Origin of the sequence: Curtobacterium pusillum, from assembly GCF_013359865.1 — a bacterium.
Lineage (GTDB): Bacteria > Actinomycetota > Actinomycetes > Actinomycetales > Microbacteriaceae > Curtobacterium > Curtobacterium pusillum.
The window spans coordinates 16,621-38,217 of the sequence record NZ_JABMCE010000041.1 but is presented as its reverse complement, the minus strand read 5'-3'; the positions used below and the strand labels follow the sequence as shown (position 1 = coordinate 38,217).

Sequence of the window (21,597 nt, the reverse complement as noted above, 5' to 3'; positions counted from 1 at the left end):
CCGGCAATCGGTTGCCACTTGTTGCCAGCCATGCCTAGGTTCGGCATCGTGAGCAGCGCAGACACCGACACGTCCCGGCGGGTGACGATCCGCGACATCGCCCAGGCGACCGGCGTCGCCCCGTCGACCGTGTCGCGTGCACTGTCCCTGCCCGACCGTGTCAACCAGGCGACGCAGCAGCGCATCCAGCAGGTGGCCCGGGACCTCGGCTACGTCCCGAACTCGCAGGCCCGCGCCCTCACGTCCGGCCGGACCCGGGCGGTCGCCGTCCTGGTGTCGGACATCACGAACCCCTTCTACTTCGACGTCATCCGCGGCACGCAGCACCAGCTCGCCGGGGCCGGGTGGACGCAGCTCCTCGTCGACACCGAGGAGTCCGCCGACGCCGAGATGGCGGCCCTCAGTGCGATCGTCGGGAAGGCCGACGGCGCCGTGCTCACCGCGTCGCGTCTGTCCGACGCACAGATCGCCCGGTTCGCCGAACGGACGCCGCTCGTCGTCGTGAACCGGCGGCCCGCCGGAGTGCCCTCCGTCCTCATCGACACCCCGGGCGGGGTCGAGCAGGCCGTGCAGCACCTCGTGTCGCTCGGACACCGGGACGTCCTCTACGTCGCAGGCCCGGACAGCTCGTGGTCGAACGAACGCCGGTGGAAGGCGCTCATCGGCGTCGCCAAGCGGCTCGGCGTGCGCGTCGCCCGGATCGGCCCGCACGCGCCCTTCGTCGACTCCGGAGCGGCCGCTGCCGACGCCGCCGTCCACGCCGGGGTCACCGCGTGCATCGCGTTCAACGACCTCATCGCGATCGGCATGCTCGCCCGGCTGCGGGAGCGCGGCGTCCGCGTCCCCGAGGACATGAGCATCGTCGGCTGCGACGACATCTTCGGCGCCGACTTCTGCAACCCCCCGCTCACCACGATGACGTCACCCATCGAGCGCGCCGGGAGGGTCGCGATCCGGATGCTCCTCGGCCGTCTCGGCGCCATCCCCGCCGACGAACTGCCCGGCGAGCACATGAGCGGCGCCGTCGCGCTGCCCACCCACCTGACCGTCCGCGAGTCCACCGGTCCCACGCCACGCGCGACCTGAGCCCGCACCCGTCCCGCACCCGTCCCACACCCGTCCTGAAGGAGTCGACGATGACCCGCACCAGTACCGCCACCCCGCTCGCCCCGCACCCCGACCGGCTCTTCGCCGCCGATCCGGGAGCGCGCGCGGTCGCGCGGACCATCTACGGCGCGGTCGAGGACGCACCGATCATCTCGCCCCACGGGCACGTCGACGCGGCCCTCATCGCCGACGACCAGCCGTTCGCCGACCCCGCGTCGCTGCTCATCACTCCCGACCACTACGTCCTGCGGCTCCTGCACGCGAACGGCGTCGGACTGGAGGCGCTGGGTCGCGTCGACCTGTCGGGGAGCCGACCCGATCCGGGCTCGCAGGCTCGCCCGGCGGAACCGGCGCATCGCTGGCGCGATGCCGCTGAGCCGGCCCCGCCAGGCCGTGAGATCTGGCGGACGCTCGCCGAGCACTGGGACGACTTCCTCGGCACCCCCGTCCGCTACTGGTTCGAGACCGAGCTGCACGACGTCTTCGGGCTGACGGAGCAGCCGTCGGCCGCGAACGCGGACGAGCAGTACGACCACATCGCCTCGCTGCTGGAGCAGCCGCGGATGCGTCCGCGCGCCCTCTTCGACGCCTTCGGCATCGAGGTCCTCGCCACCACCGACGACCCCACCGCCGACCTCGCCGCGCACGCCCGACTCGCCGCCGATCCCACCTTCACCGGCCGGGTCGTCCCCACCTTCCGAGCCGATGCGGTCTTCGACCCGTCGCGGTCGGACTGGAGGCACGTGGTCGCGTCGATCGGCGAGGCCGCCGGCATCGACACGGGAAACCACGACGGCCTGCTGGCGGCACTGCGCGCACGTCGCCGGTACTTCATCGAGCACGGTGCGACCGCCACGGACACCGGCGTGCTCGACGCCGGGTCGACGCCGCTGTCGCCCGCGGAGCGCGCGCGCATCCACACCGCAGCGCTGCAGGGGCCGTCCGCCGTGACCGCAGCGGAGGCCACCGCGTACCGGCACGACATGCTCTACCGGTGGGCCGAGATGAGCGTCGAGGACGGCCTCGTCATGCAGCTCCACCCCGGGGTGCACCGGAACCACCACACCCCCACGCTCGAGCGCTTCGGGCCGGACACCGGGCACGACCTGCCCGCCGTCGGGTCCTTCACGTCACCCCTCAGGCCGTTGCTCGAGTCCTTCGGGACCGCGCCCGGGTTCCACCTCGTGCTGTTCACCGTCGACGAGACCGTTTTCTCGCGGGAGATCGGTCCCCTCGCCGGCTTCTACCCCGCCGTGTACGCGGGCGCTCCCTGGTGGTTCATCGACACCCCCGCGGCGATCGGACGGTACCGGTCGGCGATCACGGACTCGGCGTCGTTCACGAAGACCTCCGGGTTCATCGACGACACCCGGGCGTACTGCTCGATCCCGGCCCGGCACGACATGGCGCGACGGGCGGACGCGGCCTACCTCGCGTCGCTCGTGGTCACGCACGAGATGTCCGAGGAGGACGCGGTACGGACGGCGCGGCGCATCGTGTCCGACATCCCGAAGGCGACCTTCAAGCTCTGAGCGCGGGGGCGGTTGCTCGGGGCAGGTGCCGGTGCGCCGTGGCGAAGCGGCGTCAGTCCGCGGCTTCGACCAGTTCGGTCAGGGCATCCGAGATGTCCGGGACCGAGTCGAGACGCCCGTCCGCGATCGCGACGATGAGCTCGTACGCCTCGTCGTTGTTCGCCGAGAGCCGGCGCCCGTTCACCCCGAGGAACACGACGAGCAGCATGAGGCCGAGCCGCTCGTTCCCGTCGACCAGCGCGTGGTTGCGCACGACCGAGTGCACGAGGGCGGCCGCTTTCTCGAGCACGGACGGGTACGCATCCTGGCCGCCGACGGAGGTGGCCGCTCGGGCGACCGCTGCTTCGAGCAGTCCGACGTCCCGGAGGACGAAGGCGTCGCCGAGTGTCCGACGGGCGACGTGGAGGGCCTCGTCGGTGGTGAGGTGGATCACCGTCCGAGACGATCGAGCGCTTCGGCGAAGCGCGGAAGCTCGCGGTCGAGGACGCCGTCGATGAGGTCGGCGCGACTGTGGTGCTCGATGTACTCGCGGATCGCCGCACGTGCGATCTCCTGCATCGAACGCTCTTCGAGATCCGCACGCCTGCGGAGCGCGCTCGTCTCCGCGTCGTCGAGCCGAAGGGTCATCGCCATGCGCTCGATGGTATCACCACCGATACCAAGCGCTTCGACGGCGCTCAGGGCTGCCAGCCCGGGGTGACGAGCCCGGTCTCGTACGCGAAGACGACGAGCTGCGCGCGGTCGCGGGCGCCGAGCTTGATCATCGCCCGGGAGACGTGGGTCTTCGTCGTCATCGGGCTGACGAAGAGGCGCTCGGCGATCTCGGCGTTCGTCAGGCCGACGGCGACCAGCTGCATGACCTGGCGTTCGCGATCGGTCAGGACGCCGAGCTCCGGCGCGAGGGAGGACGGCTTCGCGTGGGTGGCGTACGCCTCGATCAGGGAGCGGGTGGCACGGGGCGAGAGCAGCGACTCCCCCGCGACCACCGTGCGGACGGCGCGGAGCAGTTCCGCGGGTTCGGTGTCCTTCACCAGGAACCCGGCAGCGCCACCCCGGATCGCCTCGAACACGTAGTCGTCCTCCTCGAAGGTCGTGAGGATGACCACGTGGACGTGCGCGAGCTCGGGATCCGCCGAGATCCGCTGCGTCGCCGCCAGCCCGTCGGTGCCCGGCATCCGGATGTCCATGAGCACGACGTCGGGACGTTCCCGCCGTGCGGCGTCCACCGCGGCGTCGCCGTCACCCGCCTCGCCGACGACGGTCATCCCGGGCTCGGCGTCGACGAGCGCACGGAGCCCGGCACGGACGAGTACCTGGTCGTCGACGAGGACGACCCTGATCGGGTCGGGCGGAGCGGTGTCGGTCACGGTGTCTCCTTCGGGACCGGCGTGGTGACGGGGAGCCGCGCGTCGACCCGCCAGCCGCCGGCGGCGTTGGGGCCGGCGGTCAGCGTGCCCCCGACGGCGGTGGCACGTTCCCGCATGCCGATGATGCCGTTGCCGGACGGGGCGAGGAGCGGCGTCCGGGCGGGGTCGGACGCGGTGCCGGCCGCGGGGTGGTCGTCCACCGTGAGGTCGACGAGGTCGGGGCCGATCGCGACCGAGATCGTGACGCGGTGGCCGGGCGCGTGCTTCATCACGTTCGTCACCGACTCCTGCACGATCCGGAAGGCGTTCCGGTCGGTGATGCCGGCGACCGACGACGGGTCGCCGACGACGGCCAGCTCGACGTCGACGCCGGCCGCTCGTGCCCGCTCGACGAGGTCCGGCAGACGTTCGAGCCCGGGGACGGGGTTGCGTTCCGGACCGCCGTCGACCGCTGTGCTGTCGACCGATCGGAGGACGCCGAGGATCGTCCGGAGTTCCACGAGGGCGTCGCGACTCGAGTCGCGGATGTTGGTGAGCGCGTCGCGGGTCTGCTCCGGGAGGTCATCGCCGAGGTGCAGGGCCACACCGGCCTGCAGGTTGATGAGGGACATGCTGTGGGCGACGGAGTCGTGCAGTTCGCGGGCGATGCGGACCCGTTCGTCGGCGGCACGCTGCCGCTCCGCTTCGACGCGCTGGCGGCGGCGCTCCGCCCCGCGCTCGACCCGGACCCGCACGAGTTCGGAGACCGCGACGGTGACGACCAGCCAGGCCACGCAGAGCACCACGGCGCTCAGGTCGAGCACGGACGACCGCCCGAGGACGAGATCCGCAGTGGGGAGCACCACGAGGGCCACGGCCGCGGCGACCACCACCGTGCGGCGGTGTCCCCGCAGCCAGGCGTTGGCGAGCGCCATCGTCAGGGCGGCGACGAACGGGCCGCGCGGACTCACCACCAGGGCGTAGCCGATCGTGGTGGCGAGGGTGACCAGGAGCACCGAGCGCGGCCAGCGCCACCGCCACGGGAGCACGACGACGCCGGCCACCAGCAGCGAGATCGCGAGTGGGCCGAGCTGCACGGGGTCGACCCCGCTGCCGAAGGTGTGCCGAGCCCACGGGGGCCCGCCGACCGTGCCGGTCGCCCCGGCGACGGTCGCGAACCGCGACGCGAGGAGCGTGCCGACGATCTGCAGGAAGGCCACCGGGAGCACCCGACCGACGCGGGCGAACCGGCGGCGTCCGCTCCAGCGGTCGTCGCCGGTCACCGGGTCGGTGACGGTCGGCGTGGTGTCCATGGTTCGAGCCTAGGGTCGCTCCGCGGGCGGGACATCGGGCGGGAGCACGACCTGTGGACTACTCCCCTGGGAGTAGTCCGCTGTGGAGGAGTGTGCGGTGTACGACCGCGGGAGCAGGCGGAAGTGGGGCTGCACGGCGGACGCGTGACGTGCCTCCAGGCCGGAGGCTGGAACGGTCGCGACAGCGGCACCGAAACCGACCACAGGAGGTCACCATGCTCACCACCATCGCTGCCACCGGCCCGTACTGGCACGGCGGCGGGTTCCCGTTCTTCGTGTTCCCCGCGTTCTTCCTCGTCGCGTTCCTCGTCGTCTTCCTCGTCTTCGGAGTCCTCCGGCGGGGCAGCTGGCGAGCACGCTCGGATGCGCGCTCGGTGCTCGCGGACCGGTTCGCGCGCGGCGACATCGACGCGGACGAGTACCGCTCGCGGCTGTCCGAACTCAGCCGGAAGTGACCGACAGCGCGGCGAGGATCGCCGCCACCGTGTCGTCGACCGATCCCTCGATCGACACGGCGACGGCGGCCTCGTCCGGCTGCGGGCGCTCGAGGGTGGCGAACTGCGAATCGAGCAGCGAGGTCGGCATGTACTCGTGGTGACGGTGCGACTGCCGCTCCGCGATGAGGTCGTGCGAGCCGTCGAGGAACGCGATGACCAGACCCGGAGCGGACGCGCGGAGACGGTCGCGGTAGACGCGCTTGAGCGCCGAGTTCGCCATCACACAGCGGTTGCCGGATGCCTCGACCTCCGCGATCCGGGCGGCGCACGCGTCGAGCCAGGGCCACCGGTCCTCGTCGGTGAGGGGGATTCCCTGCCGCATCTTCTCCTTGTTCGCAGCGGGGTGCAGGTCGTCGGCGTCCACGAACACGCTCGGCTCCCCTCGTTCGGCGAGGGCGTCCGCGAGGGCCTGGCCGATCGTCGACTTGCCGGAGCCGGAGACCCCCATCACGAGCACGGGCGGCAGGACAACGCTCTCGGTCATTCCTCCACAGTATTGGTCCGGACGGACGCGCATCCCCAGTTGCCGTAACACCCGTGCGGTCCCAGGCCGGGGACCGTAAGTTGGAGCCGCAACGTCAGGACAAGGGAGACTTCGTGGCAGACAACAACGGTCAGGCGAACATCGGGGTCATCGGCCTCGCTGTCATGGGGTCGAACCTCGCGCGGAACCTCGCATCGCGTGAGGGCAACACGGTCGCGGTGTACAACCGCACGTACGCCCGCACCGAGGAACTGTTGAACGAGCACGGGGATGCCGGGTTCATCGCGTCCGAGTCCATCGACGACTTCGTCGCGTCGTTGTCCAAGCCCCGCACGGCGATCATCATGGTCCAGGCCGGCAAGGGCACCGACGCCGTCATCGAGCAGCTCGCCGAGCGCTTCGAAGAGGGCGACATCATCGTCGACGGCGGCAACGCGAACTTCCACGACACGATCCGCCGTGAGCACGATCTGCGCGAGAAGGGTCTGAACTTCGTCGGTACGGGCATCTCCGGCGGTGAGGAGGGCGCGCTGAAGGGTCCGTCGATCATGCCCGGCGGCTCGGCCGAGGCGTGGGAGACGCTCGGCCCGATCCTGAGGTCGATCGCCGCCGTGGCCGAGGGCGAGCCCTGCGTGACGCACGTGGGCACGGACGGCGCCGGACACTTCGTCAAGATGGTGCACAACGGCATCGAGTACGCCGACATGCAGCTCATCGCCGAGTCCTACGACCTGCTCCGTCGCGTCGGGGGCCTGTCGGTCGAGGACCTCGTGAAGGTGTTCGACGAGTGGAACGGCGGCGACCTCGAGTCGTACCTGATCGAGATCACGGTCGAGGTCCTCAAGCAGCGGGACGCCGACACCGGCAAGCCGCTCGTGGACGTCATCCGGGACGAAGCCGGCTCGAAGGGCACCGGCGTGTGGACCGTGCAGAACGCGGTCGGGCTCGGCATCCCCGTCTCCGGCATCGGCGAGGCGGTGTTCGCCCGCGCGGTGTCCTCCAAGCCGACGCAGCGCGCCGCCGTCCAGGCATCGGTGCAGCGCCGCCCGGAGATCGCCGAGGTGCCGGACACGTTCGCCGACGACGTCCGTGCGGCGCTGTACGCGTCGAAGGTGGTCGCGTACGCGCAGGGTTTCGACCTCATCATCGCGGGGGCGAAGGAGTACGGCTGGGACATCAACCTCGGCAACATCGCCAAGATCTGGCGCGGTGGCTGCATCATCCGCGCCCAGTTCCTCAACCGCATCGTCGAGGCGTACGACAAGAACCCGACGCTCGAGTCGCTGCTGGTCGACCCGTACTTCGCGAACGCCGTCGCCGAGGGCGAGGCCGCCTGGCGTCGCATCGTCGGGATCGCGGCGGCGTCGGGGATCCCGGCTCCGGGGTTCTCGTCGGCGCTGTCGTACTTCGACTCGCTCGCCTCCGACCGCCTGCCCGCCGCGCTCATCCAGGGGCAGCGGGACTTCTTCGGTGCGCACACCTACCAGCGCATCGACAAGGACGGCACCTTCCACACGCTGTGGTCCGACGACGACCGCCGCGAAGTCGACCAGGAACCGTCCACCCACTAGACCGCGGCGACAACCGCACCACGGGAAGGCCTCGCCGATCGGCGGGGCCTTCCGCCTTTCCACGGCCGGACGCTCAGGCGACGATGCGCTCAGGCGACGATGCGCTCCCGCGCGAGGTCGGCGACCAGCCGCTCGAGCCTCGGTCCGCGCCCGAGCATCCGCCGGGAACCCGGAGCCGCACGGACGAGGAACGTCGCCACGGCGGTGGTGTCATCCGGCCGGACGTAGTGCATCGCGATCGCCCAGGAACGGCCGTCGCCGTGCACGTCCTCGAGTCCGACGTGCACCATCCGGCTCCACCGGATCACGAGCAGCCGGGTGGCGCGGCGGTCCTCGAGCTCCCACAGCGACGCCTCGGTCGCGCCGAAGGCCCAGGTGACGCGGTGTCCGAGCGAGACCTCGGGCCGCACGGACTCGATCGAGGTCCGGAGCTCCGGGGTCGGCGCGGCGGGCACGAGCCACACGGTCGGGTCGATGCGACGGATCGCGAGGGCGAGCGCCTCATCCTCGCGACGACGGCGGATCGCCTGCGCTCGGACGACCGCGACGGCGATGACCACGACGCCGAGGGTGATCGCGACGACCTCGGCGATGCCGAAGTACGTCAGGTCGGCGCCGGGCGAGGTGGCGACGACGATGATCCGGGCGGTGAGCAGCGCTGCCCACACGCCGACGATGCCCCAGCGCAGGAGCATGAGGCGCCGGGCCGAGGACATCGGTCCCCGGTCCCGTCTCCGGGCGCGGGCGAAGCGCGGAACACGGTCGGGACGCCTCAGCACACTCCGATCCTCGCACGACCCGCTCGGGATCGGCTGGCCCGGACCGGTGAACGCCCGACGAACCGGTCCGCCCGGTGCGACATGCACGACTGTCAGCACGCGCGCGGCGCGGGCCACCTACGCTCAGCCCGTGACCACTGACCTCGAGTCCGCGTCCCGGACGGTCCGTCGCCCGGCGCTGCTCGCGGCCGCCGCCGGTCTCGTCGCCGCCGCCGCCTTCTTCGCCGCCGCCGAGCTCGGCGCCCTCGTCCTCGGCGGTGCCGGGAGCCCGCTCGTCGCGGTCGGCTCCGCCGTGATCGACCTCGCGCCACGCGGTGCGAAGGACCTCATGGTCGCGTTGTTCGGTACGGGCGACAAGGTCGCGCTGTTCGTCCTCATGGCGGTGCTCGTCGCCGCGATCAGCGCCTGCGCGGGCATCCTCGAGCGATCCCGGCCACCGTTCGGTGCCCTCGTGTTCGCCGCCGGAGGCGTCCTGTCGCTCCTGGCCGTCACCACACGGTCCGGCGGCGGGACGTGGGACGGCGCTCCCTCGGTGCTCGGCGTGGCCGCGGCGATCATCGTGCTCCGGGTCCTGGCAGCACGGCTCCGCCGGTGGGAGACTGCGGCCTCGGTCCCGACCGCCGCCACCCCGCCAGCGTCCGCGTCGGCCGAGCGTCGCGCGTTCCTGGTCTGGGGCGTCACCGCGGCGGCGGCCGCGATCGTGGTGGGCACCGCCTCCAGGCTGGGCACCTCGGCCATGCAGGCGGCGACGGCCGCGCGTCGGGCGATCCGCCTGCCCGCGGCGGCGACGACGGCGCCCGCCGTGCCCTCGGGCGCATCACTCGACGTCGCGGGCATCACGCCGTACGTCACGCCGAACGCCGACTTCTACCGGATCGACACCGCACTGCGGGTGCCGTCGGTCGACCCGGCCGACTGGCGGCTGCGGATCCACGGCGCCGTCGACCACGAGGTCGTGCTGACCTGGGACGAACTGCTCGCTCTGCCGCTCGAGGAGCACCTCGCCACGCTGAGCTGCGTCTCCAACGAGGTCGGCGGCGACCTCATCGGGAACGCGCTGTGGCTCGGCTACCCGATCCGGCAGCTGCTCGAGCGTGCCGGACCCCACGCCGGCGCCGACATGGTGCTCTCCCGCAGCGTCGACGGGTTCACGGCGGGCACGCCGCTCGACGTGCTGCGGGACGACGGGACGGCGGCGCTCCTGGCCGTCGGGATGAACGGCGAACCGCTGCCGCCGGAGCACGGGTTCCCGGTGCGGATGGTCGTCCCGGGACTCTTCGGCTACGTGTCCGCCACGAAGTGGGTCACCGAGCTCGAGGTCACCCGATTCGCCGACGCCCAGGGCTACTGGACGCCGCGGGGCTGGTCCGAACGCGGTCCGGTGAAGCTCGAGTCACGCATCGACACACCGCGTTCCGGCTCGACGGTGCGGGCCGGTGAGCCGGTCGCCGTCGCGGGCGTCGCCTGGCAGCCGCACACAGGGGTGAAGGCCGTGCAGGTGCGCGTCGGTGACGGCGCGTGGCAGGAGGCGACCCTCGCGGACTCGGTGTCCGCCGACACGTGGCGGCAGTGGGTGTACCGGTGGACACCGACGAAGGGGTCGCACCGCATCCAGGTCCGGGCGGTCAGCGCGGACGGCGAGGTGCAGACGAGCGTCGAACGTCCGCCGGCGCCGAACGGCGCCACGGGCTGGCACACGGTTGAGGTGCGCGCGGACTGACGCGTGGCGGTCACGCATCAGGCGGGTGGGCGTACTGGAGGCGCGGCGCCGGCCCGCAGGACACCGCCCAGGTCCGGGACACCGCGTCGCGGACGAGCGGCGAACTCACGCAGGCCGGGTCGCCACCACGCAGGTGCCGTCGACGTCGTCGTCGGTCTCGACGGACGTCGCGAAGCCGGCGTCCTCGAACGCGGCCGACGACCCGGGTGCTTGGGCCGCCGAGACCTCGATGACGACGGCGCCGCCCGGCCGGAGCCACTCCCCCGCTCCCGCGGCGATGCGCCGGTGCAGGTCGAGGCCGTCCGCACCGCCGTCGAGCGCGATGCGGTGCTCGTGGTCCCGGGCCTCGGTCGGCATCGTCGCGATCGACGCCGTGGGGACGTACGGCGCGTTCACCGCGATGACGTCGACCGCGCCGCGGAACCGGTCCGGCAGCGGGTCGAAGAGGTCTCCCGCGACGACGATCCCACGGTCGCCGACGTTCTCCGCCGCCACGTCCACCGCGTCCGGATCGATGTCGGCCGCCACCAGGTCGAGGGCGCCGACGCGGCCGAGCAGCGCGACCGAGATCGCGCCGGCACCGCAGCACAGGTCGACGACCCGGTCGTAGCGCTGCAACCGGCGCGCGGCCTGCTCCACGACGGCCGTGGTCCGGGCTCGGGGCACGAAGACGCCCTGGGTGACCCGGATGCGGTGCCCGTCGAACGCCGCCCACCCGAGGACGTACTCCAACGGTTCGCCGGCCAGACGCCGTTGCACGACCGACCGGAGGCGCGCCGGATCGCCGTCGCCGGCTTCGAGCAGGAGGTCTGCTTCGTCCTCGGCGAAGACGCTGCCCGCAGCCCGGAGCCGGGCCGCGAGCGCGTCACGCGCGGGTGAGGTCAAGCAGCACCGTCGAACATCGAGGTCACCGAACCGTCGTCGAAGACCTCGTGGATGGCGCGGGCGATGAGCGGGGCGATCGGCAGGACCTCGAGCCGGTCCCAGCGCTTCTCCTCCGGCAGCGGCAGAGTGTCCGTGACGACGACCCGGTCGATGAACTCGCTCTGCAGCAGTTCGGTCGCCGGGTCCGAGAACACGGCGTGGGTCGCGGCCACGACGACCCCGGTGGCGCCGGCGTTCTTGAGCGCCTCGGCCGCCTTGGCGATCGTGCGGCCGGTGTCGATGAGGTCGTCGACGAGCAGGCACACGCGGCCGGAGACGTCACCGACGATCTCGTGCACGGACACCTGGTTCGGAACGAGCGGGTCGCGGCGCTTGTGGATGATGGCGAGGGGTGCCCCGAGCTTCTCGGACCAGATGTCGGCGACGCGCACGCGACCCATGTCCGGCGAGACGACCGTCAGCGTCGACGGGTCGAGGATCTGCTGGAAGCGCTCGAGCAGGACCGGCATCGCGAACAGGTGATCGACCGGACCGTCGAAGAAGCCCTGGATCTGCGCCGCGTGCAGGTCGACGCTCATGATGCGGTGCGCGCCGGCGGCCTTGAACAGGTCGGCGACGAGTCGGGCCGAGATCGGCTCGCGCCCACGGCCCTTCTTGTCCTGACGGGCGTACGGGTAGAACGGCGCGACCACCGTGATGCGCTTCGCCGAGGCACGCTTCAGCGCGTCGACGATGATGAGCTGCTCCATGAGCCACTCGTTGATCGGCGCCGTGTGCGACTGGATGACGAAGGCGTCACAGCCGCGGACCGACTCGTCGAAGCGGGCGTAGAGCTCCCCGTTCGCGAACGTCCGGGCGTCGGTCGGGACGAGCTCGACACCGAGTTCCTCGGCGATCTCGGCCGAGAGCGCCGGGTGTGCTCGCCCCGAGACGAGGACGAGTCGTTTCTGGCCGGTCGTTTTGATTCCGGACAAGTGCGGTGCTCACTCCCTGACCCCGAGGGGCCGTGTCGATCGGCCCGAGAGCCGTCAGATCTGTTCGCCGTGCGCGCGCCGAGCCGCCTCGGCCGCCGGCGTGCCGGGTCGGTGTTCCTCGACCCATCCGTCGGTGTTGCGCTGCGGGGCGTAGCTGATCGCCAGCGACCCGGCCGGTACGTCCTTGCGGACCGTCGTACCCGCGCCGGTGTACGCTCCGTCACCAATCCTAACCGGGGCGACGAACACGTTGTGCGAGCCCGTCCGGACGTTCGACCCGACCTCGGTCCGGTGCTTGGCCACGCCGTCGTAGTTCGCGGTGATCGTGTTCGCCCCGATGTTCGAGTCCTCACCCACCTCGGCGTCGCCGATGTAGGACAGGTGCGGGACCTTGCTGCCCCGTCCGATCGTGGCGTTCTTGGTCTCGACGAAGGTGCCGATCTTGCCCCCGTCACCGAGGATCGTGCCCGGACGCAGGTAGGCGAACGGCCCGACCGAGGCGCCGTCGCCGATCACGGCGAGGGTCGCGTCGACGCGGTTGACCACGGCTCCGGCGCCCACTTCGGTGTCGCGGAGGGTGCTGTCCGGGCCCACCAAAGCACCCGCGGCGATCGCGGTGGCGCCGACCAGCTGCGTGCCGGGGAGGATCTCGGCATCGGCTTCGATCGACACGTCGAGGTCGATCCAGGTGGTCGCCGGGTCCTGCACCGTGACACCGGCGAGCTGGTGTCGGCGGACGATGCGGGCGTTCAGTTCACGGGCGGCGTCGGACAACTGGGCGCGGTCGTTGATGCCGGCGACGAGCCACGGGTCGGTCAGGGTTACGACGTCGACGACCCCGCCGCGGTTCGCGATGAGGGTCGGCGCGTCGGTGATGTACTTCTCGCCCTGGGCGTTCGCCGTGGTCAGCGCCGGCAGGACCGCTCGGAGGTGCGCGACGTCGAACGCGTAGATGCCGGCGTTGGTCTCGGTGATCGCGAGCTGCTCGGACGTGGCGTCCTTGTGCTCGACGACGCCGGTGAAGGCGCCGGAGGCATCGCGGACGACTCGGCCGAGACCGGTGGGGTCCGGGGCGATCGCGCTGACGAGGGTCACGGCGTTCGCGGCGCCGACGTGCGTGTCGACGAGACGCCGGACGGATTCGGCGTCGAGCAGCGGGACGTCGCCGGAGAGCACCACCACGGCGCCGTCGAAGTCGGCCGGGAGCGCCTGGACGGCGACCTCGACCGCGCGTCCGGTCCCGGGGACGTCGTCCTGGTCGACGACGATGGCGTCGGGGGCGCGCTCGGTGACCTCGGCCGCGACCCGGTCACGCTCGTGCCGCACGACGACGGCGACGTGCTGCGGGCCGAGGGACGACGCCGTCCGCAGCACGTGGGCGATGAGCGGCAGACCTGCGATGCGGTGCAGGACCTTCGGGGTGGACGACTTCATGCGCGTGCCCTGCCCGGCGGCGAGGACGACGACGGCGATCCGCTGGTCGGTCATGGCACCATCCTGGCGCACGCTCCCTGCGGAAGTCACCGCACGGCGCGCGGCTCCCGCTTCACGACCGCCATCAGCACCAGCCCCGCGACCAGCACCACCACGACCCCGAGGATCCCGTACCGCGTCGACCCGCCGATCGTCACCGCGACCCCGAACAGCGCCGGCGCCAGGAACGACGCCGCCCGTCCGGTCGTGGCGTAGAGGCCGAAGAGCTCGCCCTCGCGTCCGGGCGTCGCGAGCCGCGCGAGGTACGCCCTCGAGGACGCCTGCACCGGCCCGACGAACAGCGCGAGAGTGAGCCCGAGCACCCAGAACCCCGCCGTGACCGTCCCCACCGCGAAGACGCCGATCCCGCACACGGCGAGCCCGACGAGCGACACCGCGATGATCGCGCGCGAGCCGAAACGGTCGTCGAGCCTGCCGGACAGGAACGTGGCGATGCCCGCGACGACGTTCGCCGCGATGGCGAACAGGATCACCTGGGAGGCGCTGAACCCGAAGACCTGCGCCGCGACGATGCCGCCGAAGGTGAACACCGCGCCGACGCCGTCGCGGAAGACCGCACTCGCGAGCAGGAACGCCAGGACGTTCCGGCGCTCACGCCAGAGCCGGGCGACGTCCCGCACGAGGTCGACGTAGGCGCCGAGGAGGCTGCCGGTGCGCGAGCGGTCCGGAGCCGCCTCGGGGACGGTGACGAAGAGCGGGATCGAGCTCACCGCGAGCCACACCGCGGCGATGCCGATCGCGACGCGGACGTCCCACTGCCCCGACGCCACGGTCGCCGGCAGGCGGAGGAGCCCGGCGACGTCCCCGCCGCCGAAGTCCTGGATGCACAGCACGAGCAGCACCACGAGCAGGACGATGCCGCCGAAGTACCCGGCCGCCCACCCGATCGCCGACACGCGGCCGGTCTGCTCCCCCGTCGCGACCTGCCCGAGCATCGCGTTGTAGCCGACGCTCGCGATCTCGTAGGCGACCGTGCCGATGCCGAGCAGTGCGGCGCCGAGGAGCAGGTACGGCTGGCTCGGCGCGACGAACACCATGCCGCCGATGGACAGCGCGATGCCGATGGTGGCGATGAGCACCGAACGGCGTCGGTGTCCGGAGGAGTCCGCGAGTCGGCCGATCGCCGGGGCCACGAGTGCGACGACGATGCCGGCGATCGTGAGCGCCGTCGAGACCACGGCTGCGTTGTGCGCGAGTTCGCGCTCCACGAGCGCCTTCCCCGCCGCGGAGGTGTCGGCGACGAGCGCCGGGTCGACGAAGGCCCGACTCGCCAGGTAGGTGCTGAACACGAACGTCGTGACGACGGCGTTGAACGCCGCGGAGCCCCAGTCCCACAGGGCCCAGGACACGAGGGCGCGGCGGTCGGTGCGCTGCGGCACGTCCGCCGTCGGTGAAGCCGTCATGCGCGAACCGTAGCGCGTCCCGGTGTCGCGGCGGTGGCCCCGTTCCGGGTCACGTGCCGGACTGGAGGTGGGCCCCGCCAGCCGGGATGCCACCCGGGTAGACGACCGATTTGAGGGACTCGGGGTCGGTGTCGCTCTCGAGGGCGTCCCGGACCTCGTCGAGCCCGAACCGTCCCGTCACGAGCGAGTCGAGGTCCACCTGCCCGGACGCGACCAGCTCGATCGCCACCGACCACGTGCCGGTGTACCGGAAGATCCCGGTCACGGTCACCTCGAGGTTCTGGATGTGCTCCACCGGGAGCGTCATCTCCGAGTTGCCGAGCCCGACGAGGACGGCAGCACCCGCCGGCCCCACCGCACGGATGCCGTCCGCGACGGCACGCGGCGCCCCGCTGGCGTCGATGAACGCGTCGAACGGCGGCAGGTCGGACGCGACCGACACGACGGTCGGGTCGACGGTCTCGGTGGCGCCGAAGGACAGTGCCCGCTCGCGGCGCTCCGGGACGAGGTCGCTGACGACGATGTGGGAGGCGCCGAACGCCCTCGCGGCCTGCGCGCAGATGATGCCGATCGGGCCGGCGCCGGCGATGAGCACGGAGGAGCCGGGGACGATCCCGGCCTTGCGCACCGCGGCGATCCCGACGGAGAGCGGCTCCAGCAGCGCGCCGGCCTCGAACGACACCGCGTCAGGCAGGGTGTGCGCGAACTCGGACTCGATGGTGACGAACTCCGCGAAGGCGCCGTCGATCGGAGGGGTCGCGTAGAAGCGCATGTGCGGGCAGAGGTTGTAGCGGCCGGCCAGGCACTGTGCGCACCGGTGGCAGGGACGCTGGGGTTCCACGGCGACGCGCTCCCCGACCCGCGCGGGGTCGACACCGTCGCCGACGGCCTCGATCGTGCCGGACAGTTCGTGGCCGAGGACGAGCGGCTCCTCGACCACGAAGTCCCCGATGCGGCCGTGCCGGTAGTAGTGCACGTCGGAGCCGCACACGCCGACGGCTGCGACCCGGACGAGCACGTCGCCGGGGTCGACGGCGGGGACGGGGCGGTCCTCGACGGCGAGGTCCTCGGTGCCGAGCAGGACACTGACGCGTTGACGGTCGATGGAGGTCACGGGGTCCTCGATTCCCCGGCCGCGACGGCGCGACCGGTCGGTGTTTCGGTGGCGGGCAGCCCGCCGACGGGGTCGAGCAGGAGGTCGCGGAACCCGAGCTCGGCGGCGCCCCGGAGCAGGACGTCGGCGCCGAGGGCGGCCGGAGCGATGCGGAGCCGCTCGGTCACGGCGGCCATCGACTGCTCGCGCACGGCGGTCTCGATGCGGTCCCCGACGTGGTCGAGCAGCACGCCGAGGAAGCCCCCGAGGACGACGACCTCGGGGTTCACGGTGTGGATGGCGTTGCGGAGCGCCGTGGCCAGCGCGCTCACCTGCCGGTCCACGACGCGCTCGACCTCGGGCCGCCGCTCCGCGAGCACCGCGGCGAGCGCTGCGGGATCGTCGGGGGCGACGCCGGCCACGGCCACGAGGGCGTCCCGGGAGGCTTCGGTCTCGAGGCAGCCGACGGCACCGCAGTGGCACCGCACGCCGTTCGCCGCGACGAAGGTGTGGCCGAGTTCGCCCGCGTACCCGTCGGCGCCGCTGAGGGGCCGGGCGGCGCTGATCACGCCGCCACCGATACCGCTCGCGCCGCCGTTGAGGTAGATGAGGTCGTCGACGCCCCGGCCGCTGCCGTAGAGCCGTTCCGCCCAGGCACCGGTGTTGGCGTCGTTCGTGGCGCGGACGGGCAGGCCGGTGCGGGCGGCGAGGGGCTCGGCGACGGGTTCGTCGTGCCAGCCGAGGTGCGGGGCGTACCGGACGACGCCGTCCTCGACCCGGACGGTGCCGGGGACCGCGACGCCGACGCCGGCGACGCGGAGACCGCCGGCGCTGCTGGCGCCCGCGCGGTTCGGCACGAGCTCGTCGAGCGCGCGGGCGATGGTCGCGATCGCCTCGGGCGCGGTCGGGGCGGCCCCGGAGCGGACGACGGCACGGTCCCGGACGCTGCCGTCGAGCCCGACGAGGGCGACCGTGACGGCGTCCACCTCGACGGTGACGGCCACGGCCACGACGTCGGCGGACGCCCGGACGACGGGGCTGGGCCGCCCGACGGACGCGTTCGTGCCCGCGCCCGAGACGGCGCCCGCGCTCTCCTCGTGCACCAGTCCGAGCGCGACCAGCTCCCCGACGATCGCGAGCGTCGTCGACCGGTTCAGCCCGGTGCGGCGGGTGAGCTCGGCACGCGTGAGCGGCCCGTCCTGGTGCACGAGCCGCAGCACGCGTGCCGAGTTCCCGACGACGGGCGACGGACGACCCCCGCTCACTGCGGTACCACTCACCGCGACCGCGCGAACGCCGCGTCGAACGAGGCGTCCGGCGGTGTGATCGTCCCGAGCCGGCGGACGAACGCCAGCGCTTCCGGGCCGCCGACGAGCCGGTCCATGCCCGCGTCCTCCCACTCGACGCTCGTCGGCCCCGCGTACCCGATGTGGTTCAGCACGCGGAACACCCGCTCCCAGGGCACGTCCCCGTGCCCGGCGGTGACGAAGTCCCACCCGCGGCGCGGGTCTCCCCACGGCAGGTGCGACGAGAGCCGTCCGTTGCGGCCGTCGAGCTGCTTGACCGACTCCTTGCAGTGCACGTGGTAGATGCGGTCGGCGAAGTCGAGCAGGAACGCGGCGGGGTCGAGGTCCTGCCAGACGAAGTGGGACGGGTCGAAGTTGAACCCGAACGCCGGGCGGTCCGCGAAGACGTCCAGGGTCCGGCGGGCGGTCCAGTAGTCGTAGGCGATCTCCGAGGGGTGCACCTCGAGCGCGAACCGCACGCCGACCTCGTCGAACACGTCGAGGATCGGTGACCACCGGTCGTGGAAGTCCTGGTAGCCGGCGTCGATCATCGCGGCGGGCACCGGGGGGAACCCGGCGACGGTCTTCCAGATCGAGGAGCCGGAGAAGCCGGTGACGGTGTCGACGCCGAGCGCCGCGGCGGCTCGTGCCGTCCACTGCAGCTCCTCGGCGGCGCGCTGCCGGACGCCCTCGGGGTCGCCGTCGCCCCACACGTGCGGCGGCAGGATGTCCTCGTGCCGCTGGTCGATGGGGTCGTCGCACACGGCCTGCCCGACGAGGTGGTTCGCGATCGTCCAGACCTGCAGGCCGTTGCGTTCCAGGACGGCCGTCCGGTCGGCGACGTACGCCGGGTCCGTCGCCGCGCGCCGGACGTCGAGGTGGTCGCCCCAGCAGGCGATCTCCAGTCCGTCGTAGCCCCATTCGCCGGCCAGGCGCGCGACCTCCTCGAACGGCAGGTCCGCCCACTGTCCGGTGAACAGCGTCACCGGCCTGGAGGCACGGTTCGTCTCCGTCATGCTGCTTCCTTCCTCCTGTGGCCGGGTCACCAGGACCCGGGTGTCGCGTCCGCGGGGACGAGGGCCGGGCGCTCGACCCGGGACCGCACCTCGACGACGGTGTGCTCGCGTGCCGCCCTCCCGATCGCCTCCATCACCTCGAGCACGTGGAACGCCAGTTCCCCGGTCGCCCGGTGCGGCCGGTCGGTGGCGATGGCGTGCGCCATGTCGGCGAGGCCGTACCCGCGCCCGGCGTCGGCGTAGCCCGCGGCCACGGGCAGCTCGCGCCATTCGCGGTCGTCGGCGGTGGCGATCGACACCCGGTCGGAGAACCGGTTCGGGTCGGGCACCGCCAGGCTGCCGGCGGTGCCGTGCACCTCGAAGAGCGGCGCACGCGTCGCCCAGACCTCGAACGAGACGGTGACGGTGGAGACCACCCCGCCCTCGTGCTCGAGGACGGCGACCACGTGGGTGTCGACGTCGACCGGGATGGGGGCACCCGCGAAGGGGCCCGTCGCGATCGTGCGCTCCCGGGTGGACCTGGTGGCGCTGCCGCCGACGCGGGCGACGGGCCCGAAGAACTGGACGAGGCTCGTCAGGTAGTACGGGCCCATGTCGAACAGCGGACCCCCGCCGGGCTGGTAGTAGAACGCCGGCGCCGGGTGCCAGAGCTCGTGGCCCGGGGCGCTCCACGACACCGCAGCGCCCACCGGGTCGCCGACGAGCCCGTGGTCGATCGCCGCACGGGCGGTCTGGATCCCGGTGCCGAGCACCGTGTCCGGCGCGCAGCCGACCCGCAGGCCGCGGTCCGCGGCGAGCGCCAGGACCGGCGCCGCTTCCGCCGTGGACAGGGCGAGCGGCTTCTCGCCGTAGACGTGCTTCCCTGCTTCGAGGACCCGGGTCGTGACCTCGGCGTGCGCCGCGGGGATCGTCAGGTCGAGCACGACGTCGACGTCGTCCGCGGCGAGGAGTTCGTCGACGGAGACGCCCCGGACACCCTGGTCGGCGCCGACGGATCGCGCCCGCTCGACGTCGAGGTCCGCGACCGCCGTGAGGGCCAGTTCCGGCAGCGCCGGGAGGTGTTCGAAGTACTGCTGGCTGATGTTCCCCACGCCGACCACACCGACGCGCAGCGGCCGCTCGCTCACCGTGCTGCCCACAGGAGTCCCCGTTCGATGACGGTGCGGAGGGGCTGCGACTCGACGACCTCGAGACGGTGCCCGGGTGCCGACACGAACACGCGTCCCTCGCCCCACTGCCGGGTCCAGATCGCCGGTGCGGTGACCGGCCGGTTCCAGGCGTCGAAGTCGCGGGCGTCCTGCGTGGTGGTCGCGAGGACGTCGTCGTACTCGTCGCTGAGCACCCAGTACTGCTCGGTGACGAGGTCGAAGTCGTCGATCCCCTGCGTGATCGGGTGCTCGTGCCCGAGGTCGGTGATGTGCACCGTGTACGGGATGTAGTTGTCGGACTGCTCGCCCGTGCGCTCCGACGGGTGCTTGCCGGCGTGGTGGGCGAACTGCCCGCCGATCATGTGCAGGTAGTCGGCGTTGTTCCGGAACGCGTCCGCGATGCCGCCGTGCCACCCCGCGAGTCCGGCCCCGTTCAGGACCGCCCGCTGCAGCCCCGCGAACTCGTCGTCGGTGATCGTGGACATCGTGACGACCTGCACGATGAGGTCCACGGCGTCCATGACCGACGCGTCGGCGTACACCGCGGTGCCGTCCTCGATGCGGACGTCGAACCCGTTGTCCCGCAGGAACGGGACGAACAGGTCGGTGGTCTCGACCGGCTGGTGGCCGTCCCATCCGCCGCGGACGACGAGGGCCGTGCGCTGCCCGCTCACGCGATCACCGTCCAGCTGCTGCCGTCGGCGGCACTGCGTTCGACGGCGTCGAGCACTCGCTGGACGTGCAGCCCGTCCTCGAACGAGGGTGACGGGTCGGTGCCCGCGACGATCGCCTCGACGAAGTCCTTCACCTGGTGGCTGAAGGTGTGCTCGTACCCGATGAGGTGCCCGGTCGGCCACCACGCCGCCATGTACGGGTGCTCGGGCTCCGTGACGAGGATCCGCTGGAACCCCTGCTCGCCGGCCGGCGCCGTGGCGTCGTAGAACCGCAGTTCGTTCATGGACTCGAGGTCGAACTGGATCGCACCCGCCGAGCCGCTGATCTCCAGCGTGAGGCCGTTCTTCCGGCCGGTCGCGTAGCGCGTCGCCTCGAAGGACCCGATCGCACCGTCGGCCCCGCCGCCACCGAGCCGGGCGGTGAAGAACGCGGCGTCGTCGACGGTGACCTGCCCCCGCTCGGCCGACGCGGTGCCGGACAGCCCGACGCCGTCCGCGAGCAGGGGGCGTTCGGTCACGAAGGTCTCCAGGGTGCCGGACACGCTCGTGAGCTGTGCGCCGGTGACGTGTTCGACGAGGTCGATCGCGTGCGCGCCGATGTCGCCGAGGGAGCCGGAGCCGGCGAGCGCCTTGTCGAGGCGCCACGTCATCGGACCGTCCTCGTCCGCCAGCCAGTCCTGCAGGTAGAGCGCGCGGACCTGTCGAACGGTCCCGAGCCTGCCGGCCTCCACCAGCTGTCTCGCGAACGCGATGGCGGGCACGCGACGGTAGCTGAAGCCGACCATCGCCCGCACGCCGTTCGCCCGGGCCGCTGCTGCGACCGCAGCCATGGCCTCGGCCTCCTCCACCGTGTTGGCGAGCGGCTTCTCGCAGAGCACGTGCTTGCCGGCTTCGAGCGCGGCGATCGCGACCTCGACGTGCGAGGAGCCGGGCGACACGACGTCGACCACGTCGATGTCGGGGTCGGCGACGACCGCGCGCCAGTCGGTGGACGCGGCCTGCCAGCCGTACTTCGCCCGGGCCGCCTCGGTCCGGTCCGGGTCGCGACCGACGACCACCGCCATCTCCGGTCCGACCGCGAGGTCGAAGAACCTCGGAGCGGTCCGCCAGGCCTGGGAGTGCGCGGCTCCCATGAAGCCGTGTCCCACCATGGCGACCCGAAGTCGTTCCTGTGCCATCCGCTCGCTCCTTTGCGATCACGTCCTTGCCACAGCCAACACTACCGCTTATGTTGGGCGCGGCAACATTTTGTTTCGACGACGAACGGTGATCACC

21 protein-coding genes are annotated in these 21,597 nt (G+C 72.4%); 5 read left to right on the top strand and 16 right to left on the bottom strand.

Translation table 11 applies throughout. The features are described from left to right. Positions 1-48 precede the first annotated feature (48 nt). Together HP507_RS01200 and uxaC are read left to right on the top strand one after the other, a co-directional pair. The gene (locus tag HP507_RS01200; protein WP_271207397.1) at positions 49-1,086 is read left to right on the top strand and encodes a LacI family DNA-binding transcriptional regulator; all 1,038 of its coding nucleotides are present in this window, start codon (positions 49-51) and stop codon (positions 1,084-1,086) included. A 50-nt stretch (positions 1,087-1,136) separates the two neighbouring features. Further along, a complete protein-coding gene (gene uxaC / locus HP507_RS01195) occupies positions 1,137-2,639 on the top strand; it encodes a glucuronate isomerase (RefSeq protein ID WP_175350048.1) in 1,503 nt (500 codons plus the stop codon). A 52-nt stretch (positions 2,640-2,691) separates the two neighbouring features. Here uxaC and HP507_RS01190 read toward each other — a convergent pair whose 3' ends face one another. From HP507_RS01190 to HP507_RS01175, 4 genes are read right to left on the bottom strand one after another with little or no spacing between them, the layout of a single operon-like run. Beyond that, entirely contained in the window at positions 2,692-3,072 is a 381-nt protein-coding gene (locus tag HP507_RS01190) for a type II toxin-antitoxin system death-on-curing family toxin (protein WP_175350047.1), read from the bottom strand. Continuing rightward, positions 3,069-3,272: a ribbon-helix-helix protein, CopG family gene (locus tag HP507_RS01185; protein WP_175350046.1), complete on the bottom strand. Its 204-nt coding sequence runs from the start codon at positions 3,270-3,272 to the stop codon at positions 3,069-3,071. The genes HP507_RS01190 and HP507_RS01185 overlap by 4 nt, the downstream gene beginning before the upstream one ends. Before the next feature lie 44 nt (positions 3,273-3,316). Then, a complete protein-coding gene (locus HP507_RS01180) occupies positions 3,317-4,006 on the bottom strand; it encodes a response regulator (protein ID WP_271207396.1) in 690 nt (229 codons plus the stop codon). Further along, positions 4,003-5,298 carry a sensor histidine kinase gene (locus HP507_RS01175; RefSeq protein ID WP_175350045.1) on the bottom strand — a complete coding sequence of 432 codons (1,296 nt, stop codon included), beginning with the start codon at positions 5,296-5,298 and terminating at the stop codon, positions 4,003-4,005. The genes HP507_RS01180 and HP507_RS01175 overlap by 4 nt, the downstream gene beginning before the upstream one ends. A gap of 215 nt (positions 5,299-5,513) precedes the next feature. Between HP507_RS01175 and HP507_RS01170 the strand changes: the two genes are divergently transcribed. Next, positions 5,514-5,753 (top strand): SHOCT domain-containing protein, encoded by a 240-nt coding sequence (locus HP507_RS01170; RefSeq protein WP_175350044.1) that lies wholly within the window; start codon positions 5,514-5,516, stop codon positions 5,751-5,753. Here the strand turns inward: HP507_RS01170 and HP507_RS01165 are convergent. Continuing rightward, entirely contained in the window at positions 5,740-6,279 is a 540-nt protein-coding gene (locus tag HP507_RS01165) for a gluconokinase (RefSeq protein WP_175350043.1), read from the bottom strand. The two genes, HP507_RS01170 and HP507_RS01165, sit on opposite strands and share 14 nt — an antisense overlap. A 113-nt stretch (positions 6,280-6,392) precedes the next feature. Here HP507_RS01165 and gndA point away from each other — a divergent pair, with 113 nt between their 5' ends. Beyond that, entirely contained in the window at positions 6,393-7,850 is a 1,458-nt protein-coding gene (gene gndA / locus HP507_RS01160; RefSeq protein WP_175350042.1) for an NADP-dependent phosphogluconate dehydrogenase, read from the top strand. Positions 7,851-7,939: 89 nt separating this feature from the next. On the opposite strand, the gene HP507_RS01155 is transcribed toward gndA, so the two are convergent. After that, positions 7,940-8,566: a hypothetical protein gene (locus HP507_RS01155; protein WP_175350041.1), complete on the bottom strand. Its 627-nt coding sequence runs from the start codon at positions 8,564-8,566 to the stop codon at positions 7,940-7,942. Positions 8,567-8,759: 193 nt separating this feature from the next. Between HP507_RS01155 and HP507_RS01150 the strand changes: the two genes are divergently transcribed. Beyond that, positions 8,760-10,349, top strand: a complete 1,590-nt coding sequence (locus HP507_RS01150; RefSeq protein WP_175350040.1) for a molybdopterin-dependent oxidoreductase — start codon at positions 8,760-8,762, stop codon at positions 10,347-10,349. 105 nt (positions 10,350-10,454) lie between these two features. Here HP507_RS01150 and HP507_RS01145 read toward each other — a convergent pair whose 3' ends face one another. Genes HP507_RS01145 through HP507_RS01100 form a run of 10 tightly spaced genes read right to left on the bottom strand, consistent with a single transcriptional unit; the run spans position 10,455 to position 21,500 of the window. After that, a complete protein-coding gene (locus HP507_RS01145) occupies positions 10,455-11,234 on the bottom strand; it encodes a putative protein N(5)-glutamine methyltransferase (RefSeq protein ID WP_175350039.1) in 780 nt (259 codons plus the stop codon). After that, on the bottom strand, positions 11,231-12,208 hold the full coding sequence (locus tag HP507_RS01140) for a ribose-phosphate diphosphokinase (RefSeq protein ID WP_175350038.1): 978 nt from the start codon (positions 12,206-12,208) through the stop codon (positions 11,231-11,233). The genes HP507_RS01145 and HP507_RS01140 overlap by 4 nt, the downstream gene beginning before the upstream one ends. Positions 12,209-12,262: 54 nt before the next feature. Next, the gene (gene glmU / locus HP507_RS01135) at positions 12,263-13,696 is read right to left on the bottom strand and encodes a bifunctional UDP-N-acetylglucosamine diphosphorylase/glucosamine-1-phosphate N-acetyltransferase GlmU (RefSeq protein ID WP_175350037.1); all 1,434 of its coding nucleotides are present in this window, start codon (positions 13,694-13,696) and stop codon (positions 12,263-12,265) included. A 32-nt stretch (positions 13,697-13,728) separates the two neighbouring features. After that, positions 13,729-15,105 carry an MFS transporter gene (locus HP507_RS01130; RefSeq protein ID WP_175350036.1) on the bottom strand — a complete coding sequence of 459 codons (1,377 nt, stop codon included), beginning with the start codon at positions 15,103-15,105 and terminating at the stop codon, positions 13,729-13,731. Positions 15,106-15,154: 49 nt separating this feature from the next. Next, positions 15,155-16,219, bottom strand: coding sequence for an NAD(P)-dependent alcohol dehydrogenase (locus HP507_RS01125; protein WP_175350035.1), 1,065 nt, complete (start codon positions 16,217-16,219; stop codon positions 15,155-15,157). After that, positions 16,216-17,463 carry an ROK family transcriptional regulator gene (locus HP507_RS01120; protein WP_271207395.1) on the bottom strand — a complete coding sequence of 416 codons (1,248 nt, stop codon included), beginning with the start codon at positions 17,461-17,463 and terminating at the stop codon, positions 16,216-16,218. The genes HP507_RS01125 and HP507_RS01120 overlap by 4 nt, the downstream gene beginning before the upstream one ends. Before the next feature lie 11 nt (positions 17,464-17,474). Continuing rightward, on the bottom strand, positions 17,475-18,500 hold the full coding sequence (locus tag HP507_RS01115; protein ID WP_175350033.1) for a sugar phosphate isomerase/epimerase family protein: 1,026 nt from the start codon (positions 18,498-18,500) through the stop codon (positions 17,475-17,477). A 26-nt stretch (positions 18,501-18,526) separates the two neighbouring features. Continuing rightward, entirely contained in the window at positions 18,527-19,639 is a 1,113-nt protein-coding gene (locus HP507_RS01110) for a Gfo/Idh/MocA family protein (RefSeq protein WP_271207394.1), read from the bottom strand. After that, positions 19,624-20,322, bottom strand: a complete 699-nt coding sequence (locus HP507_RS01105) for a ThuA domain-containing protein (protein ID WP_175350032.1) — start codon at positions 20,320-20,322, stop codon at positions 19,624-19,626. Before HP507_RS01105 ends, HP507_RS01110 begins: the two co-directional genes overlap by 16 nt. Further along, complete coding sequence (locus HP507_RS01100) at positions 20,319-21,500, bottom strand: Gfo/Idh/MocA family protein (protein WP_175350031.1); 1,182 nt, start codon at positions 21,498-21,500, stop codon at positions 20,319-20,321. Before HP507_RS01100 ends, HP507_RS01105 begins: the two co-directional genes overlap by 4 nt. Positions 21,501-21,597 lie beyond the last annotated feature (97 nt).

Bases quoted from the DNA above. Each gene is read 5' to 3' on its own strand.
- HP507_RS01185 (WP_175350046.1), bottom strand. From the start codon at position 3,272: ATGGCGATGACCCTTCGGCTCGACGACGCGGAGACGAGCGCGCTCCGC.
- HP507_RS01100 (WP_175350031.1), bottom strand. From the start codon at position 21,500: ATGGCACAGGAACGACTTCGGGTCGCCATGGTGGGACACGGCTTCATG.
- HP507_RS01165 (WP_175350043.1), bottom strand. From the start codon at position 6,279: ATGACCGAGAGCGTTGTCCTGCCGCCCGTGCTCGTGATGGGGGTCTCC.
- HP507_RS01175 (WP_175350045.1), bottom strand. From the start codon at position 5,298: ATGGACACCACGCCGACCGTCACCGACCCGGTGACCGGCGACGACCGC.
- glmU (WP_175350037.1), bottom strand. From the start codon at position 13,696: ATGACCGACCAGCGGATCGCCGTCGTCGTCCTCGCCGCCGGGCAGGGC.
- HP507_RS01155 (WP_175350041.1), bottom strand. From the start codon at position 8,566: ATGTCCTCGGCCCGGCGCCTCATGCTCCTGCGCTGGGGCATCGTCGGC.
- HP507_RS01170 (WP_175350044.1), top strand. From the start codon at position 5,514: ATGCTCACCACCATCGCTGCCACCGGCCCGTACTGGCACGGCGGCGGG.
- HP507_RS01130 (WP_175350036.1), bottom strand. From the start codon at position 15,105: ATGACGGCTTCACCGACGGCGGACGTGCCGCAGCGCACCGACCGCCGC.
- HP507_RS01115 (WP_175350033.1), bottom strand. From the start codon at position 18,500: ATGACGGAGACGAACCGTGCCTCCAGGCCGGTGACGCTGTTCACCGGA.
- uxaC (WP_175350048.1), top strand. From the start codon at position 1,137: ATGACCCGCACCAGTACCGCCACCCCGCTCGCCCCGCACCCCGACCGG.